The sequence below is a fragment of the Sphingorhabdus sp. genome (genome assembly GCF_029865925.1).
Classification (GTDB): Bacteria; Pseudomonadota; Alphaproteobacteria; order Sphingomonadales; family Sphingomonadaceae; genus Sphingorhabdus_B.
In genome coordinates this window covers 1-15,137 of record NZ_JARXAI010000068.1, presented here as the reverse complement: position 1 = coordinate 15,137, position 15,137 = coordinate 1, and the positions used below count along the sequence as shown (strand labels likewise).

Annotated in this window: 19 protein-coding genes and 1 tRNA gene; 8 read left to right on the top strand and 12 right to left on the bottom strand. The window is 55.3% G+C overall.

The features are described from left to right. From rpsL to QE270_RS07030, 3 genes are all read right to left on the bottom strand, one after another. On the bottom strand, positions 1-339 hold a 339-nt coding region (gene rpsL, locus QE270_RS07040; protein ID WP_300037227.1), incomplete at its 3' end, for a 30S ribosomal protein S12. Between the two features lie 183 nt (positions 340-522). Then, on the bottom strand, positions 523-1,044 hold the full coding sequence (locus QE270_RS07035) for an isoprenylcysteine carboxylmethyltransferase family protein (RefSeq protein WP_300037224.1): 522 nt from the start codon (positions 1,042-1,044) through the stop codon (positions 523-525). A 58-nt stretch (positions 1,045-1,102) separates the two neighbouring features. After that, positions 1,103-2,134 carry a type III polyketide synthase gene (locus QE270_RS07030; RefSeq protein ID WP_300037221.1) on the bottom strand — a complete coding sequence of 344 codons (1,032 nt, stop codon included), beginning with the start codon at positions 2,132-2,134 and terminating at the stop codon, positions 1,103-1,105. 145 nt (positions 2,135-2,279) lie between these two features. Here QE270_RS07030 and gltX point away from each other — a divergent pair, with 145 nt between their 5' ends. Genes gltX through QE270_RS07005 form a run of 5 tightly spaced genes read left to right on the top strand, consistent with a single transcriptional unit; the run spans position 2,280 to position 6,549 of the window. Then, positions 2,280-3,791 carry a glutamate--tRNA ligase gene (gene gltX / locus QE270_RS07025; protein WP_300037219.1) on the top strand — a complete coding sequence of 504 codons (1,512 nt, stop codon included), beginning with the start codon at positions 2,280-2,282 and terminating at the stop codon, positions 3,789-3,791. Continuing rightward, the gene (gene ung, locus QE270_RS07020) at positions 3,788-4,477 is read left to right on the top strand and encodes a uracil-DNA glycosylase (RefSeq protein WP_300037216.1); all 690 of its coding nucleotides are present in this window, start codon (positions 3,788-3,790) and stop codon (positions 4,475-4,477) included. Before gltX ends, ung begins: the two co-directional genes overlap by 4 nt. A gap of 46 nt (positions 4,478-4,523) precedes the next feature. After that, entirely contained in the window at positions 4,524-4,745 is a 222-nt protein-coding gene (locus tag QE270_RS07015; RefSeq protein WP_300037214.1) for a hypothetical protein, read from the top strand. Continuing rightward, complete coding sequence (locus QE270_RS07010; RefSeq protein ID WP_300037211.1) at positions 4,742-5,554, top strand: peptidylprolyl isomerase; 813 nt, start codon at positions 4,742-4,744, stop codon at positions 5,552-5,554. The genes QE270_RS07015 and QE270_RS07010 overlap by 4 nt, the downstream gene beginning before the upstream one ends. After that, positions 5,551-6,549 (top strand): HupE/UreJ family protein, encoded by a 999-nt coding sequence (locus QE270_RS07005; protein WP_300037208.1) that lies wholly within the window; start codon positions 5,551-5,553, stop codon positions 6,547-6,549. The genes QE270_RS07010 and QE270_RS07005 overlap by 4 nt, the downstream gene beginning before the upstream one ends. Positions 6,550-6,814: 265 nt before the next feature. Here QE270_RS07005 and QE270_RS07000 read toward each other — a convergent pair whose 3' ends face one another. From QE270_RS07000 to QE270_RS06970, 7 genes are all read right to left on the bottom strand, one after another. Then, a complete protein-coding gene (locus tag QE270_RS07000) occupies positions 6,815-7,990 on the bottom strand; it encodes a glycosyltransferase (protein WP_300037206.1) in 1,176 nt (391 codons plus the stop codon). After that, on the bottom strand, positions 7,987-8,535 hold the full coding sequence (locus QE270_RS06995; protein WP_300037203.1) for a DUF2141 domain-containing protein: 549 nt from the start codon (positions 8,533-8,535) through the stop codon (positions 7,987-7,989). Before QE270_RS06995 ends, QE270_RS07000 begins: the two co-directional genes overlap by 4 nt. Beyond that, complete coding sequence (locus QE270_RS06990; RefSeq protein ID WP_300037200.1) at positions 8,532-9,464, bottom strand: hypothetical protein; 933 nt, start codon at positions 9,462-9,464, stop codon at positions 8,532-8,534. Before QE270_RS06990 ends, QE270_RS06995 begins: the two co-directional genes overlap by 4 nt. Continuing rightward, positions 9,461-10,234 (bottom strand): glycosyltransferase family 2 protein, encoded by a 774-nt coding sequence (locus QE270_RS06985; protein WP_300037197.1) that lies wholly within the window; start codon positions 10,232-10,234, stop codon positions 9,461-9,463. Before QE270_RS06985 ends, QE270_RS06990 begins: the two co-directional genes overlap by 4 nt. Positions 10,235-10,425: 191 nt before the next feature. Further along, complete coding sequence (locus QE270_RS06980) at positions 10,426-11,097, bottom strand: nitroreductase (RefSeq protein WP_300037194.1); 672 nt, start codon at positions 11,095-11,097, stop codon at positions 10,426-10,428. Positions 11,098-11,194: 97 nt separating this feature from the next. Next, a tRNA-Thr gene (locus QE270_RS06975) sits at positions 11,195-11,270 on the bottom strand. Positions 11,271-11,390: 120 nt separating this feature from the next. Beyond that, positions 11,391-12,302 (bottom strand): MJ0042-type zinc finger domain-containing protein, encoded by a 912-nt coding sequence (locus QE270_RS06970; protein ID WP_300037191.1) that lies wholly within the window; start codon positions 12,300-12,302, stop codon positions 11,391-11,393. A 164-nt stretch (positions 12,303-12,466) separates the two neighbouring features. Here QE270_RS06970 and QE270_RS06965 point away from each other — a divergent pair, with 164 nt between their 5' ends. Genes QE270_RS06965 through QE270_RS06955 form a run of 3 tightly spaced genes read left to right on the top strand, consistent with a single transcriptional unit; the run spans position 12,467 to position 13,863 of the window. Beyond that, positions 12,467-12,643 (top strand): hypothetical protein, encoded by a 177-nt coding sequence (locus QE270_RS06965; RefSeq protein ID WP_300037189.1) that lies wholly within the window; start codon positions 12,467-12,469, stop codon positions 12,641-12,643. Beyond that, entirely contained in the window at positions 12,640-13,170 is a 531-nt protein-coding gene (locus QE270_RS06960) for a YdcF family protein (RefSeq protein WP_300037186.1), read from the top strand. The genes QE270_RS06965 and QE270_RS06960 overlap by 4 nt, the downstream gene beginning before the upstream one ends. 3 nt (positions 13,171-13,173) lie before the next feature. After that, on the top strand, positions 13,174-13,863 hold the full coding sequence (locus QE270_RS06955; protein WP_300037184.1) for a lysophospholipid acyltransferase family protein: 690 nt from the start codon (positions 13,174-13,176) through the stop codon (positions 13,861-13,863). A gap of 5 nt (positions 13,864-13,868) precedes the next feature. Here QE270_RS06955 and QE270_RS06950 read toward each other — a convergent pair whose 3' ends face one another. Next, entirely contained in the window at positions 13,869-14,774 is a 906-nt protein-coding gene (locus QE270_RS06950; protein ID WP_300037181.1) for a prephenate/arogenate dehydrogenase family protein, read from the bottom strand. Then, positions 14,774-15,137: aminotransferase class I/II-fold pyridoxal phosphate-dependent enzyme (locus tag QE270_RS06945; protein ID WP_300037178.1), on the bottom strand; the 364-nt coding region annotated here is incomplete at its 5' end. The genes QE270_RS06950 and QE270_RS06945, both read right to left, overlap by 1 nt.

Sequence of the window (15,137 nt, the reverse complement as noted above, 5' to 3'; positions counted from 1 at the left end):
CGATTGCTTGCGGTCCTTGACGCCCTGCGTATCGAGTACGCCGCGAAGCACGTGGTAACGCACACCGGGAAGGTCGCGTACGCGGCCGCCACGGATAAGCACAACGCTATGCTCCTGAAGGTTGTGGCCTTCACCTGGGATGTAGGAAATAACTTCACGCTGGTTGGTCAAACGGATCTTTGCAACCTTACGCAAAGCCGAGTTCGGCTTTTTCGGGGTCGTTGTGTAAACGCGGGTGCAAACGCCGCGCTTCTGTGGGTTTTGGTCCATCGCAGGGACCTTGGACTTGACCTTCTGCGGGGTCCGGCCCTTGCGGACCAGTTGGTTAATCGTTGGCATTTCTTCACCTTTTTAAAGCGGTTACTTTGGGTGGGCAGCCGTATTTTGCGGTGGAGGCTCAGCCTTTGGCCCACCCGGCCGATCACACAATGTGCTGCTATTCTGAGTAATCCCCAATTGACCAAAGAGAATCACACCTCCAGCCTTGGGAATGCGGGCCATTAGCGCCCGTTGGCTGCCGGGTCAAGGGGTGCAAATACGCTCCGTCAGCACTTCATTTTCGATCCTGATCCGCCACCACAGCAACGCCGCATTCAGTATCGAGAAGGTGACCGCCATGGCAGGTGCACCAAGCAGGAGCGGCAGGAGTGCAATCTCGACAACGACGAGCGTATAATTTGGGTGCTTGATAAACCGGTAGGGCCCTCGCTTGACCCGCGGAAAGTGAGGCGCGCTAATGATGCGTGTAGTCCACCAACGGCCAATGCTCGCCAACGTCCAGAAACGGAAGGTCTGGCTAGCGATAAATGCATTCAGCAAAAGCAAATCGGGCGCGGCCGAAGGCACGGCAAACAACGCAATCGCAATTAACCAGCCGCTGTGCAGCAGGATAAACAGGGGGTAATGCTTCGCGCCATGCTCGCGGCCACCTTCGGCAAGCAAGCGGCGGGTGTTCGCATTGGCGTAGGCCAGCTCGGCCAGCCGCTGGATAATGACATAAGCAAAAACCGCTAGCGCCCACATTGGCCATTCAAACAACGTCATGGCTGCGCCCCCTTATTCGCCATGACCGAGCCGCAAAACCGGTACCCACTTTTGCTGTTCATGGCTTAAGGACCCCCATAGCGCCAACAAAACCCGGCCCAAGCGCGGTCAACAGGGTGGGCTTTGTCATGGGCCCCGTGGCAAGCAAAGCTTCCAATACGAACAATGCCGTCGGCGAGCTCATATTACCATTTTCGCGCAAGACGGCGCGGGTTGCTTGCAAGTCATTGCCCAAATATTCGGCCAGTGCATCCACCACGCGACCGCCGCCGGGGTGGCAGGCTGGTTCCCCCATGTCAGATTTTGCTAACCGCTGCGCTGCAATAAACTGGTCGCAGACTGGCGCAAAATGGCTGTTCACAAATACCGGGATATCGCGCGCCAAAACCAGATCAAATCCCGTGTCGCCAATTTCCCAACCCATCATGTCTAGCGTATCCGGCCAGACATGGCTTGCAAAGGCGCCCAATTCCGGCCCTGCCCCCGACCCAATGATCGCGGCAGCGCAGCCATCAGCAAACAAAGCGAGGGCCACCATATCCTTTTTATCCATGCGCGCATGGTCATAGGCAAGGCTGCAAAGCTCAAGGCTTACAAGCAAAACTGGCTTTGCCGGGCACGCACGGTATAGGTCAGCTGCAACCCCAAGGCCGATGACCCCGCCCGCACAGCCATAGCCGAACAAGGGCACACAGCGTGTGTCTGGCGCAAAGCCCATAGAGGCAATCATCCGGCTTGGCAGGCTAGGGGTCAAGGTCCCTGTGGTGGATACAAAAACAATTTGTCCGATTTCAGCGACTTTCATACCTGCCCGCGTAAGCGCTTGTGCAGCAGCCGCCTCAAACATCTGTGCTGCCGTATTTTCGTAGACCCGCGCGCGCCCTGCCCAGCTTCTGGGGTTAAAATAATATTCGGGCGGCATGGCAATATGGCGCTGTGATATGCCGGTGTTACCCAATATCTCGGCCATGCGCGGGGGCAGGGCCTGCCCTTTCGCCTCCGCCAAAATCGAAAGGACATCAGCTTGCGTAATGCGATGCGGTGGCACAGCGGTGCCAAGCGAAATTAGTTTGGGTAGAATCTGTGCCATGAACGGTAACGGCTACGCCTGTTAAAAAGTTTCCGCTAGGCAGACTTTACCCTTAATCTACTATCCGTCATCGCACCGCAAAGATGACAAGCGACGTTCAGCTTGATAGAGGCCCGCCAAACCGACATTGAAAGAAGCCACAATTATGACTGCCATCACCCGTCCAGTCCGCACCCGGGTAGCGCCTTCGCCAACGGGCGACCCACATGTCGGAACCGCCTATATAGCGCTCATCAATTACTGCTTTGCCAAAAAGCACGGGGGCGAATTTTTATTGCGGATTGAAGATACCGATCAAGCGCGGTCCACGCCGCAATCAGAAAAAATGATCCTGGAATCGCTGCGCTGGCTTGGCCTAAGCTGGGATGAAGGTCCTGATGTCGGCGGCCCGCACGGTCCCTATCGCCAGTCGGAACGCAGTGCGATTTACACCGCACATTGCGACCAATTACTTGCCGATGGCCATGCGTTCAAATGCTATTGCACGCCTGAAAAACTCGCGGTCTCACGCGCAGCGCAAATTGCGGCGAAACAACCGCCGAAATATGATGGCACATGCCTTTCAATGAACGCTGACGATACCGCAAAACTTGACAGCGAAGGCGTCCCCCATGTCGTCCGGATGAAAATCCCTGCCGAAGGCAAATGCATCGTTCAGGACACGCTGCGCGGTGAGATAGAGTTCGAATATTCTGTCGTCGACATGCAAGTGCTAATGAAATCCGACGGCCTGCCCACTTACCATCTCGCCAATGTTGTCGATGACCATCTTATGGGCATCACCCATGTGATGCGTGGCGAGGAATGGATTTCGTCGGCACCCAAGCATTTGTTGCTGTATCAATATTTCGGTTGGGAGCCCCCCGTGCTCACGCATTTGCCGTTGTTGCGCAACGCCGACAAATCAAAACTGTCGAAGCGAAAAAACCCGACAAGCATTTTATATTATCAGCGCGCGGGCTATTTGCCGCAGGCGATGCAGAACTTCCTTGGTCTGTTCATCAAATCGGCAAGCGAAGAAGATGAAAAAACCTCGTTGCAGACATTGATCGACGAATTTGATGTCCACAATATCTCGCTTGGCGGACCTGTGTTCGACACATCGAAGCTGGATTGGTTAAATGGCCGATATTTGCGCGAAGAATTGAGCGTTTCGGAGTTCCTTGATGCGGTCAAGGCATGGGCGCTCAATGATAGCTACCTGACGCCCATCGCTGAAATGGCGCAGGCGCGGATTACCAAAATGTCCGACCTTGGCGGCCTGACCGCGATGTTCTTCATGAACCGGATTGATGGCATGACAGCCGAAAGGTTGCGCGATGGTGTAAAGCTTGAGCAGGATGCGCAGCGCGCAGCCTACACCATCGCTTTGCAGCAGTTCGACGGCATGATCGCGTGGAACAAAGAAGGCGTTGAAGCAAGCTTACGCCGCACCGCCGAGGTTCTGGATGCCAAGTTGAAGGATGTCATCCGCCCATTCTACATTGCCATCACCGGCAGCGCGCAGGGCGTGCCGTTGTTCGATGCCATTACCCATCTTGGCCGCGATATCATTCGGGAGCGGTTGCGCCACGCGATGGAATTGCTGAGTCCAGCAACATCGAAAGAGGTTAAGGCTTGGACAGATTTATTGACTGCGCCGCCAAAGGCAGAATGACCGCCTTTTCGTTACCCGACGCTTGGAAAGCGCCGCTGCGAGGCGCGCTGGCCACACAAGAGACGCTGGCGCTCCAACGCTTTCTGGGCGGCGAGATAGCGGCGGGCAAAACAATTTACCCGCCGCAAGACGCATGGTTTCGTGCGCTTGAGCTAACGCCGCTGGACAAAGTGCGCGTCGTCATTTTGGGACAAGACCCCTATCATGGGGCGGGGCAAGCGCATGGTCTGTGTTTCAGCGTGCCGCAAGGTGTGCGTCCGCCACCAAGCCTGTTGAACATCTACAAAGAGCTGGAAAGCGACTTGGGCATACCGTGCCCAACGCATGGCTTTCTGGAGCATTGGGCTAAGCAAGGCGTCCTGCTGCTCAACAGCGTGCTGACCGTCGAAATGGGCAAAGCCGCCGCACACAGCAAAAAGGGGTGGGAGCAATTTACGGATGCTATTGTGGCGGCCGTAAACGACAAGCCGGAGCCCGTTATATTCATGCTTTGGGGAGCCTATGCCCACAAAAAGGCAGCAAATGTCGATACCAGCCGCCATCTTGTTCTCAAGGCGGCGCATCCATCGCCTTTATCGGCGCATAACGGTTTTTTAGGGTGCAAACATTTCTCGCAATGCAATGCCTTTCTGGCTAGCAACGGGCGTCCCCCGATTGATTGGAAACTGCCCAATGTCGTTGAGTGAGCAGCCCCACCTCCGCTTTAATACATTGAAAAATATATGAATTTTTGTGTCCCCGCATCGCGCCCAACGTCCGTGGCAGGGACAGCTGGACACGCCCGACAATGCCGTTCGGCCAAAACATGACCCCGATTGTTATTTGCGCGCGCGCAATGCGCGCGCAGGCGCTGCGGACGTGCAAGCCGCAATCGTGGCGGAGTATAGAACAGTTGACGGCAACGTCCCCATCATCATGGTAGAGCGCCCCGGACATGGAGTTGCAATTTTATGATAGCCAATGTGTTTAAGCAGGCGCTTCGTGAGCCGCTGGTCCATTTTCTTGCTGTGGGTTCCGCGCTGTTCCTTGTGATGGGTCAATTGGGCAGCGAAGACAGTCTTGACCGGAGTATCACGATAAATGAGGCAGAGGTCACGCGCCTCGCATCGCAATGGGAACAGACATGGAGCCGTCCGCCCAGCGCCCAAGAGCTCGACAGCGTCATCCGCGATTATATCAAAGAAGAGGTCTATTTCCGGGAGGCGATGCGCCTTGGCCTTGATGCCGATGACCCGATCATCCGCCGCCGTTTGCGCGCCAAAATGGAATTTCTCGCAACGGCGGAAATCCAGAATATGGAGCCATCTGATACCACGCTGCAACATTTTTACGCCACCAACAAAATGCGCTACACCGAAAAACCGACATTCAGTTTTGACCAGCAATTTTTGGGCGAGGAGGAAGACAAAGCGAAGGCATCGCTGGCGGCCCTGATCGCTGGCAAACCCGTGCAAGCTCAACCGCTCAGTGTCGCCGCAAGCATGGACAGCGCGCCATCAGATACTGTCGCACGGCAATTTGGCGACGCATTTGCCGACAGCCTGCGCACGCTGCCGCAAGGTCGCTGGAGCGGGCCTGTGCAATCCGGCTTTGGCTGGCATGCCGTACGCGTGCGCAAGGTCGTTGCTTCGGGCTCGCCCAAATTGTCGGATATCCGCCAACGTCTTTCCAACGACTGGCGTGCAGACACGCAGACCATACGTGAAGCCGCGGCATATCAGGCGCTGCTGGACGGATATGACATCCGCATCGCCACGCCGTGATTTTCCGCATCCTTCTTTTGATCTTGCTCGCCGCGGGATTCACCGCGGATGTCCGCGCTGACGATTTACGGCCGGGCTATCTGGAAATTCGGGAAATACCCGCCCCCAACGCGGCGGTGCATCAATATGGCATCACATGGAAAGCGCCCATCCGGCCCGGCCTTGCCGCACGCGTGGTGCCCGTTTTTCCGAATGATTGCATCACAACCGAACCGGTGCGCAGCATTGACGCGGCCGCATTGCTCGCGCGTTGGAACATCACGTGCCGTGGGACATTGGCCGGCCGCTCGGTCCGCCTAAGCGGTATAGAGGATACGGCAGCCGATGCGCTGCTGCGATATCAGTCTGCAACCGGCATAACGCAGGCAGCGCGGCTGACGCCGGCTAACCCCGCCGCTGTCATCGCGCAGACGCCTGACAGGTGGCAGGTGGCGCGCACCTATTTTGTCACCGGTGTCGAACATATCCTCATGGGGTATGACCATCTTTTGTTTGTGCTGTGTCTTGTGCTCCTGCTCAATGGTGCAAGGCGTGTCGTAGCCACAGTCACAGCCTTTACCGTGGCGCACTCCATCACTTTAGTGGCGACGACGCTTGAACTGATAAGTTTGCCCGGCCCGCCAGTTGAGGCTGCTATCGCGCTGTCTATTGTGTTTCTAGCCGTGGAAATTGTGAAACGCGAACCGGGGGCGCCGCGCCTATCGGAACGCATCCCATGGGTTGTCGCCTTCCTGTTCGGTTTATTGCACGGCTTCGGCTTTGCAGGCGCACTCGCCGAGATCGGATTGCCCCAGGGCGAAGTTCCTATGGCCTTGCTGACATTCAATCTGGGCGTTGAGGCTGGCCAAATTGTCATCGTGATCGGTGCCATGTTAACATTGTGGGCACTGCACCGGGCAAACGCCCTTTACGCGGCCCGCGCCCGCATGTTCAGCGCTTATGCCATCGGTAGCGTTGCGGCCATGTGGCTACTGCAACGTATCGTTGCAGGCTGAGCAATTCTTAACGCAATTCCGACACCGGCATCGGTTGAATGCATTCCACCGCGCAGTTGCTCACAAGCTCAGTTACATTCTATCCCTCTATAAGGAATGTTAAGCGTCCCTTTTTACGCCGGCTATTTCCCGCTGTTGCGAAATGCAAAGCGCAGCAGCTGGTACCAAAGTGGTTTGGGGTAACGCATATTCCGCTTCAACCGTTGTCTGATCTTACGTGTGGGCACGATGGCGACCTGACGGTAAACATTTATGATTGCAGTCATCACGCTGCCTCCCTCTTTTCTGAAATTGCTTGTGCATAAGTCTGGAAAAGTGCTGCGAAATGATCATCAAGTGTCCGTGCCGTTGCGGCCGCACGGTGTGCGGCAGACTGAAGCTGATCCCCCTCGCGATCGAGAAGACGCATAATTGCATCCGCGGCGGCATGCGCATTTCCGGGCGTATAGGTTTCGCTAAAATCGGGATGCGCGATATCTGCGACCGCACCTCCATTGGGAATTATCAATGGCAGGCCAGATGCTAAGGCCTCTGACGCAACGAGCCCGAATGTTTCTGCGGATGAACCATGGACGAGTGCATCGCAGCTTGCCATGATGGTGGCCAGCGCAGTCCGATTGCGCACAGGTTCGAGCAACTGGATATGCGGGTTACCGCTCACATGTTCAATCACCGAAGCCTGCTGGTGACCATTGCCAATGAGAACCAACCCTACAGGCCGTTTCGCAGCTACACGCGCGACAGCGTCTATGACGCAAGGCCAGCGCTTTTCCGGAGTATGCCGACCGATCCCCAACAACAAAGTCGCCGTATCCGGTAAACTACAGCGCGCTAACAGGTCTCGCCGAACAGACATGTGCCTTCGCGCCGGAGAGAAAACGCCCGCATCAACGCCCATCGGGATGTTGACAGCACCCCGTATGCCGCCTCCCGTTAGCCTCTTTTGAAGACTTGGCGACGCGCATATTGTGAAATCAAAGCTGTTGCACATGCGCCTGAGATAGCGCCAAAACCATTCAAATTGCCGATCGATGACATCGCGCGTTGCAACGCCGTCAAACCATCGATATGCCCATGCCGAAATCGGGTCATGGTGCATAAACATCGACCGAAGTGCTTGGCCTTGCCAGCTTCTTGCAACCCACGCGCCGCGCCACGGGGAAGACGCCTCAAGTACATCGGGCTGCTCGGCGTCCAATATGGCGTGGACCGGAGCTGCGTCCCAGAACATGCCATATTTTTTATCAAATGGCAGCGCGGGGGCTTTAACGTAAATGATCCGGCACCCGTTTTCATATTCGACAACTTCGGCCCTGTTGCCAGGCGCAATCACAATTATCTGGTGTCCAAGCCGGGCGCCGATTGCGAGCTTAGCGTGAATATAGGTGCGCACTCCGCCGCCTTCAGGGGCATAAAACTCGCAGACATCGACGATCTTCACGGTTGTCCCTCCGCGCTTTGGCCTTTGATTGGGCCAACGCCAAATCCTTGCCGGTAATTCATGACTATCGATATTGATCGCACACCAGAACCGACGGCAAGTCCCGCTACTTTTGCCCGGGGTTTGCGGAAGCCGAGTTTAGGATTGTTGGCAAAACCTACACCATCGCCCGATAAACCGAATTTACCGTTGTCATCTCGATCGTGCAGCAGAGCCAAGGCATAATTTCCAGGGCCAGGCGCGCGAATACACATCGTAACAGGGCCCAAATTTGGCGTGGTCATCGGCACGCGCCGAAAGGGTTTGCCTGCCGCGATCAATATTTTGTCACTTTGCAGAAAATCTGAATCATTTTCAGGGTATAATTCGAGGATGAGTTTACCTCGGCGGTCCTTTAGGCCCAAAACACTTACCCGCACCGCAGGACCAGATTCCGCCGTCCGGCAGTCAGCCCCGCTTCGCCCGCGCTCAGATTTAGGGGGTATAGCCGCGTTTGTAGGCACAGACAGCCCGATTGCAGCGAGTGCCAAGACATACCTCATCATGCCCTTGCCTTTTCGGGAAGCATGCCTTGGTATCGGGAGAAAAGTGCCCCGCCGCCCAACATCGCCGCGACCGTGAAATGCAGCGCCAACATTGCGGTCGCGGTAAGGGTTATCAGCGTGGATACTGCGCTATCTTGTCCAACCAGGAACACTGCGATTACGGCGAAAAGGGCTTCTTTATTTGGCAGAAATGGCAACCGTCCGACCAAAAGCCGGATCATGGATAAAACCAGCCAGAAACCGAAATGGGGGCCGGGCAGAATTATATACCATAATAAGGCACATAACAGCGTGCCCGCAGATAACCGAATAATATGTACCCCAAAAATCCACCAAAGTTCGGGGCGTTCCAGTGTAAACACCCGGCGCGAAAAAAACAGAACAACGAACGACAGGATTAAAAAAATGGCTGCGGAAAGGACGGAGGCATCCGTGTATGCACCAAGATGTAGTTGCGAGACAAAAGGGTAGGTCACGCTCAGCAGAAGCAACGCGATAAGGTTGGCCGCCAAAGCTGATAATATATTGACGTCCTTGATCGCTCCAAAAGGCGCCGCGCTTAACTCTGTGCGCTTTCGCGCCCACAGATAAAAATACACTTCGCCGGAATAGGATATCAGAACCTCATTGCCGATGCGTTTGGCAAGCAGGATAAAGAAGCCCGAAACAGGCAGCATCCATAGACGCCGAAAGATAATCCAATCGGCAACAGGCAGCGCGAAATAGAGCGCCAACAAAACAGGCAAAAACCACAAGTTTTCAGGTAGTGTATCATGCAGTTGCGCGGTGTTGATCTGCCCAAGTTGCAGCACAATGGCGATCAGTAGAGCCGCAGAAAGGCCACGTGACAGCCATGTCGACCACAGGTTTTTCTCGGGCTTTAAAGTCGGCAGCTCCAAATGCGCAAATGGGGTAGCGGTGAAGGTCAAGCTACTGACCAATCACGTTCGCGAAGTACGGTGTCGCGCTGACCCCGGGCATCAAACCGGCGCGCCAAAAACTGGTAGAAGAAATCATGCTGCCGTGACCGAGGTGTCAAATGGTAAACGACCCGTTCCAATGAGGTCCAACGCACTTTCCTGCGATCAGCGCGCCGGTCAGATGTCGTACACCATAATGTGTGATGGTAGATTTGCCGCCCTAACTTCAACACGCGATGCATCAGTTCATGGTCTTTTAAAACATAAGGCCAAAGCAACGGATCATAGCTTCCAGCTGCACGCAATGCGTCTGTGCGAAACATTTGCGCAGCGCCGCTGGTATGGTTCTGATGCGGCAAAAATCGCGCGGCAAGTAGACGATGTGCCATACTGCCCAGCCCCCTAAAAAACGCCTCGCGGCGCAAAAAGGCACATGCCGCCACATAGTTGGCACCCTTTGCATCAAACAAATGCGTCGCAGTCGAGAGGTATTGCGGCGGGTAATATGTATCCGCGTCACAAATCGCCGTGAATTCGGAAGCAACCGCGGCGATGCCCGTTTGCAACGCATAGACTTGACCAGGTCGGGGCTCATGCAAAAAGGTTACTTTACCGGAATAATCGGCAAGCTGCATGCGTGCGTTATCAATGCAGCCGTCGGTCGAGCCATTGTCGACAATGATCAAATCGAACGCGGTGGTTTGCGCAATAATCGATTCTAAAGTCCGCGGCAGAAAGTCCGCTTCATTATAAACGGGTATGACAATCGACCAACGCACAAACTACCCCCTATCATGGATAGTGTGGTAGATTTTTTTTACTAAATTACGATGTCAGAAATGCGTCAAATTTATGATGGGTGCGCAGATTCGCTGTCACAAAATGGCAATCAAGACGCGCAAACCATGCCAGTTAACACGACCCACACATGAATTTACATCTTGTCCGCGGTGTTCCGTACGCGCTGATGTCAGAAACCGACGAAGCGCACATTACCTTCAACTGGCTCCCGCTGACGCTCAAAACCGTTTACCGCTGCCTCCTCATCACGATAGCCAATGGCAATGCCGCAGAAGAAAATGTGCGTTTCATCCGACACACCTATAAACTCTTTGATGAGCTTTGCATGCATGGAAAGGAATTCTTGAGGGCAGGTGTCCAGCCCTTCTTCGCGAAGCAACAGCATGACGGTCTGCAGCCACATACCGACGTCGGACCATTGCGGCGATCCCATGCGGCGATCGAAGTAGCACAGCAATACAGTAGGGGCATTGAACGACATTATATTGTTGCGAACGAAATCGCCGCGCGCATCAGTTTCAGAGCGACCAATTCCCATAGCTTGATACATGGATGCCCCTACCTGCGCCAGGCGCGCCTTGCATTCCGGAATGACCTCTGGGTCTGACCATGAATATTCGGGCGGATCCTGCATCGGCGAAACCAGCATTTTCTGTCGCATTTCAGCAAGCGGTGCGCCTGTTAATATCGTGGCTTCCCAAGGCTGGAAATTACAGCCCGACGGGGCCCACCTTGCCTTGTCCATGACGCGATGCAGCAGCTCCAACGGAACGGTTTTGGGAGTAAACGCGCGGACTGAACGGCGCGAAAGTACGGCTTGACTGACAGTTAATTGGTTCATGCAGTTTTCCCTGCATATCTAAGGGCAATCGGTCAAGTCCAAGCAGCGCTGATCTACGCAAGCCAGATTATGTGATCACAGAAAACATGTAAAACAATGGTGCCGCCTATAGGATTCGAACCTACGACCCCCGCATTACGAATGCGATGCTCTACCAACTGAGCTAAGGCGGCATATGGCGTTTCGGCCTAAGCGTGTCGCATAGCCAAGTGCTTTGCCGAGTTCAAGTGACCTTTATGCCAAATACCCCAACGGCCAACGCTTGGCCGTCGTTAGCATAGCAAATCGCAGGCTTAATCGCCTGACAGCACCCAGCCAACACTGATCTGTTTGGCGGCCAGCGGGACGTCAAGCCGCGCCTCGCTGAAGCCGACCTTTGCCCCCGGCGCAAGCGTGCGGACTTTCGTCTTCATTTTCCAACTGTAAACGGGACGGCCGCTTGCGTCTTTCAGCGTAACTAACATTTCGGGTACAGATTGTTTCACCCCAGTTGGGTTCACGACGCTGCCGCTTGCGATAAAATAGGGCGTGCCATCCTCGCGTTCGTTCAGTTCGAGATTTTCGTTCAAAACGATGGTGAGGTCAGGTTCTTCAGCCGCGCCGGAAAGGCCAATATTCGGGACGCCGTAATAAGAGATAGCCACGCCGACTGCGGCGACTGTCAACGCAAATACAATTGCCACAAGCATCCATATTTTTGCAGGATTGCGACGTTGGCTAAACGGTGGCGCATGCGCGAAATGGCTTTGCGCAGGCGCATGATCGTCCAAAATGCTTGGGGCTAAGCCCAGGTCGGCATACACTGCGGTTGGCGTCGGTGAAATGGAGCGTTCGGGTGCAAAGCGCGGAAACGCAGGCGGCGCCTCATCGGCATCGGTTTGTTGGGCGATGGAGGTAGGGGAACCGTCTGACGAAAAGACTGGGCTCGTCAAGGACGCTGTGGGGGGCTCTGGCACCTCCTGAACTGGCGATTGCGGCAAAGGTGCTAGAATGGGAGCAGGCGGCGCTGGTGGTATATGGGCGGGGGTTGCAGCCACATTCTCCGCTGGCGCCGCTATGGACTGCGCTGGCGCGAGTGGTGGAATGGGCCCTGCCTGAAACCAGCCATGCTTGCAGTTGGCACAGCGCACTTGGCGCCCATCAGTACCAACGGCATTGTCAGGGACAACATAGCGTGTGTGGCAGGATGGGCAAACGAGATGCATGGGCTCTCATAAACATCAGCAGTCGCCGACTTGCAACCCTGCTGATAAAAATTGCTGTGGACGAGGGCTGTCGGCGACCTAGCGCGGCAACGAATAGCCTTTGCCCCATCATCCGGTTTGTGCCATTCGTGGCGGTAATGCGAAGCGTGGTGGAATTCTATAATATGGGACTGCGATATGGGGTAGGCGTTGAGGCGCTGACTGATCTCAGCTCGTTAGCTGGCCTTGCGTTTCTAGTGTACGGTTGGATAATCGTCGCACTAATTCCGCTTGCTGTCGCCGCGCTTGCTATGCTTATGGCGCGTTTCACGGTGATTTCTGCATTGAAGAAAATGTTATGATCCAACGGTCCATTACTTTCATATTGATGATCTGGATGCTGAGCTTTTCCTGGTTCGCTTTGCTATTGCCGCAGCCAGCACCCATCGCGCAGACAGACGCGGTCGTTGTCCTAACGGGGGGGGCGAACAGGATTGACCGTGGGCTTGAGATACTGAAATCTGGAAAGTCCAAAAAAATGCTGATTTCCGGCGTCGACCGAGATGTAAAACCCCGCGAACTTGCAGCGCAATATCCCGGATCAGTGAAATATTTTAAATGTTGCATCGCACTTGGTTTCCAATCGGTAGATACGCGTTCAAACGCATTGGAAACAGCGGCATGGGTAAAGCGGAACAAAGTGAGCAGTATTCGACTTGTTACCCATGATTGGCACATGCGCCGCGCGCGTTTCGAACTGGATAGGGCCCTGCCCAACAACATCGCTGTTACAAACGATGCGGTGTCGACGCATGCCTCGCTTAGCGTCCTGTTCAAGGAATATAACAAATATTGGTTGCGCGCGGTCGCCTCGCTTCTTGGGCTTTAAGGCATGATCGCTGTCATCCGATCAGCTTTGTACATCGTCATTTTTTACACTGGGTCAGTGTTTTTCGTCGCCACAGCTTTTTTTGCGCAATGGTTCTCCATTCCCTTAATGCAATGCGCCGTGCGTGGGTGGTCCAAATGGCAGTATAGCTGTTACCGCAGGATATTGGGTATTCACGTCAGGATTGAGGGCCACTTACCCCACAAACCGGTGCTCTTCGCCATCAAGCATGAAAGCATGTTCGAGACGATCGACATGCCGCGCATGTTTCGCAAGCCCGCCGTGGTGACGAAGAAGGAACTGTTCGACATTCCCTTCTGGGGCCCAGCCGCGCGGGCCTATGGCATGATCCCTGTAGACCGCAACGGCGGCGCAGCAGCCCTTCGCGCGATGCTCGTTTTGGCCAAAAAAATGATCGCAGACGGAAGACCAATCGTCATTTTTCCCGAGGGGACGCGCGTTGCGCCAGGCAGCCAGCCACCATTACAGTCCGGCTTTGCGGGGCTATACAAGTTGATCAATCTGCCTGTCGTGCCCATTGCCGTAAATAGCGGATCGTTGAGCCCGCGGAAGGCCGGCATCTGGAAATCAGGGACGATTATCTACAAGGTCGGCGAAGAATTGCCTACAGGCCTGCCCCGCGCAGAGATTGAGGCACGGGTCCACGCCGCCATTAACGCACTGAACGCATAGCGCGCTTAATGCTTGCGCCCAAAGTCGGGGGCGTCATCATCCTGACCCTGTTCGACAATTGAACGCCGGATGTTGCGAGTGCGGGCAAATAATGCCTCCAACTCGTCGCCTTTATCATAGCGGATGGCGCGTTGCAGCACGCTTAAGTCTTCCGAAAAACGCTGAAGCATTTCGAGAACAGCGTCCTTGTTGGACAGGAATACATCGCGCCACATGACCGGGTCAGAGGCAGCAATGCGCGTAAAATCGCGGAAACCGCCTGCCGAATATTTGATGACTTCGCTTTGCGTCACGCCTTCCAGATCATCGGCTGTGCCGACGATGGTGTAGGCGATTAAATGCGGCAAATGGCTGGTGACGGCTAAGACCATGTCATGATGGCGCGCGTCCATAATCTCGACATCAGCCCCAAGCTGCTGCCAAAAACTACGTAGCCGCTCAACCGCTGCTTCCGGAGCATGTTCGGGCGGCGTTAATATGCACCAGCGGCCCTTGAACAAGGTCGAGAATCCGGCGTCGGGCCCACTTTTTTCGGTACCTGCAACGGGATGTGCAGGGATAATTGTTGCTGTCGGCAGAACAGCAGTCAATGCGTCGACGACGCTTTGCTTGCATGAGCCGACGTCGCTGACAATAGCGTCGGCGGGCAGGTCGGCGGCAAATTCGGCGGCCACAGAGCCCATCGCGCCAACGGGCACGCATAGGATCACAAGGTCGGCGTCGATTACTGACGCGCCTGCCGTATCGGTAACATCGTCGTAAATGCCCAACGCGACAGAGCGCGCGCGCACCACAGGGTCTGCATCATGCCCTATAATGCGCACCGAAGGCATCTGCGCCCTAACGGCGCGCGCGACCGACGAGCCGATAAGACCCAGGCCAATGATTGTAAGGCGCGCAAAAGGAAGCATTAGACGCGATTGTCGAGAATTTTGCGCAAGGCAGCCATCACGCCGCGATTTTCATCCTCGGTGCCAATCGTGATCCGCAAGCCATTGCCAAGGCCCTGCCCCGGCAGCCAGCGCACGATATATCCTTCGGCCATCAGCGCGTTATAGGCGACCTCTGCGCTGCATTCGCCCTCGAACAGGACCATCAGGAAATTCGCCCATGATGGTATCGCCCGCAACCCATGGTTGGAAAGCGATGCAAACTCCTCTGCCATCCATGCGCGCCATTCGGCATTATGCTGGCGGCTGCGCGTGACAAATTCGGTATCCGCAAGCGCAGCGATGGCCGCAACTTGGCCAGCCGTTGTGACGTTGAACGGCGCG

What these genes read in the sequence shown, in the direction of transcription:
- QE270_RS07035 (WP_300037224.1), bottom strand. Translation starts at nt 1,044, where the DNA reads ATGACGTTGTTTGAATGGCCAATGTGGGCGCTAGCGGTTTTTGCTTAT.
- QE270_RS07030 (WP_300037221.1), bottom strand. Translation starts at nt 2,134, where the DNA reads ATGGCACAGATTCTACCCAAACTAATTTCGCTTGGCACCGCTGTGCCA.
- gltX (WP_300037219.1), top strand. Translation starts at nt 2,280, where the DNA reads ATGACTGCCATCACCCGTCCAGTCCGCACCCGGGTAGCGCCTTCGCCA.
- ung (WP_300037216.1), top strand. Translation starts at nt 3,788, where the DNA reads ATGACCGCCTTTTCGTTACCCGACGCTTGGAAAGCGCCGCTGCGAGGC.
- QE270_RS07010 (WP_300037211.1), top strand. Translation starts at nt 4,742, where the DNA reads ATGATAGCCAATGTGTTTAAGCAGGCGCTTCGTGAGCCGCTGGTCCAT.
- QE270_RS06995 (WP_300037203.1), bottom strand. Translation starts at nt 8,535, where the DNA reads ATGATGAGGTATGTCTTGGCACTCGCTGCAATCGGGCTGTCTGTGCCT.
- QE270_RS06980 (WP_300037194.1), bottom strand. Translation starts at nt 11,097, where the DNA reads ATGAACCAATTAACTGTCAGTCAAGCCGTACTTTCGCGCCGTTCAGTC.
- QE270_RS06970 (WP_300037191.1), bottom strand. Translation starts at nt 12,302, where the DNA reads ATGCATCTCGTTTGCCCATCCTGCCACACACGCTATGTTGTCCCTGAC.
- QE270_RS06965 (WP_300037189.1), top strand. Translation starts at nt 12,467, where the DNA reads ATGGGACTGCGATATGGGGTAGGCGTTGAGGCGCTGACTGATCTCAGC.
- QE270_RS06960 (WP_300037186.1), top strand. Translation starts at nt 12,640, where the DNA reads ATGATCCAACGGTCCATTACTTTCATATTGATGATCTGGATGCTGAGC.
- QE270_RS06955 (WP_300037184.1), top strand. Translation starts at nt 13,174, where the DNA reads ATGATCGCTGTCATCCGATCAGCTTTGTACATCGTCATTTTTTACACT.
- QE270_RS06950 (WP_300037181.1), bottom strand. Translation starts at nt 14,774, where the DNA reads ATGCTTCCTTTTGCGCGCCTTACAATCATTGGCCTGGGTCTTATCGGC.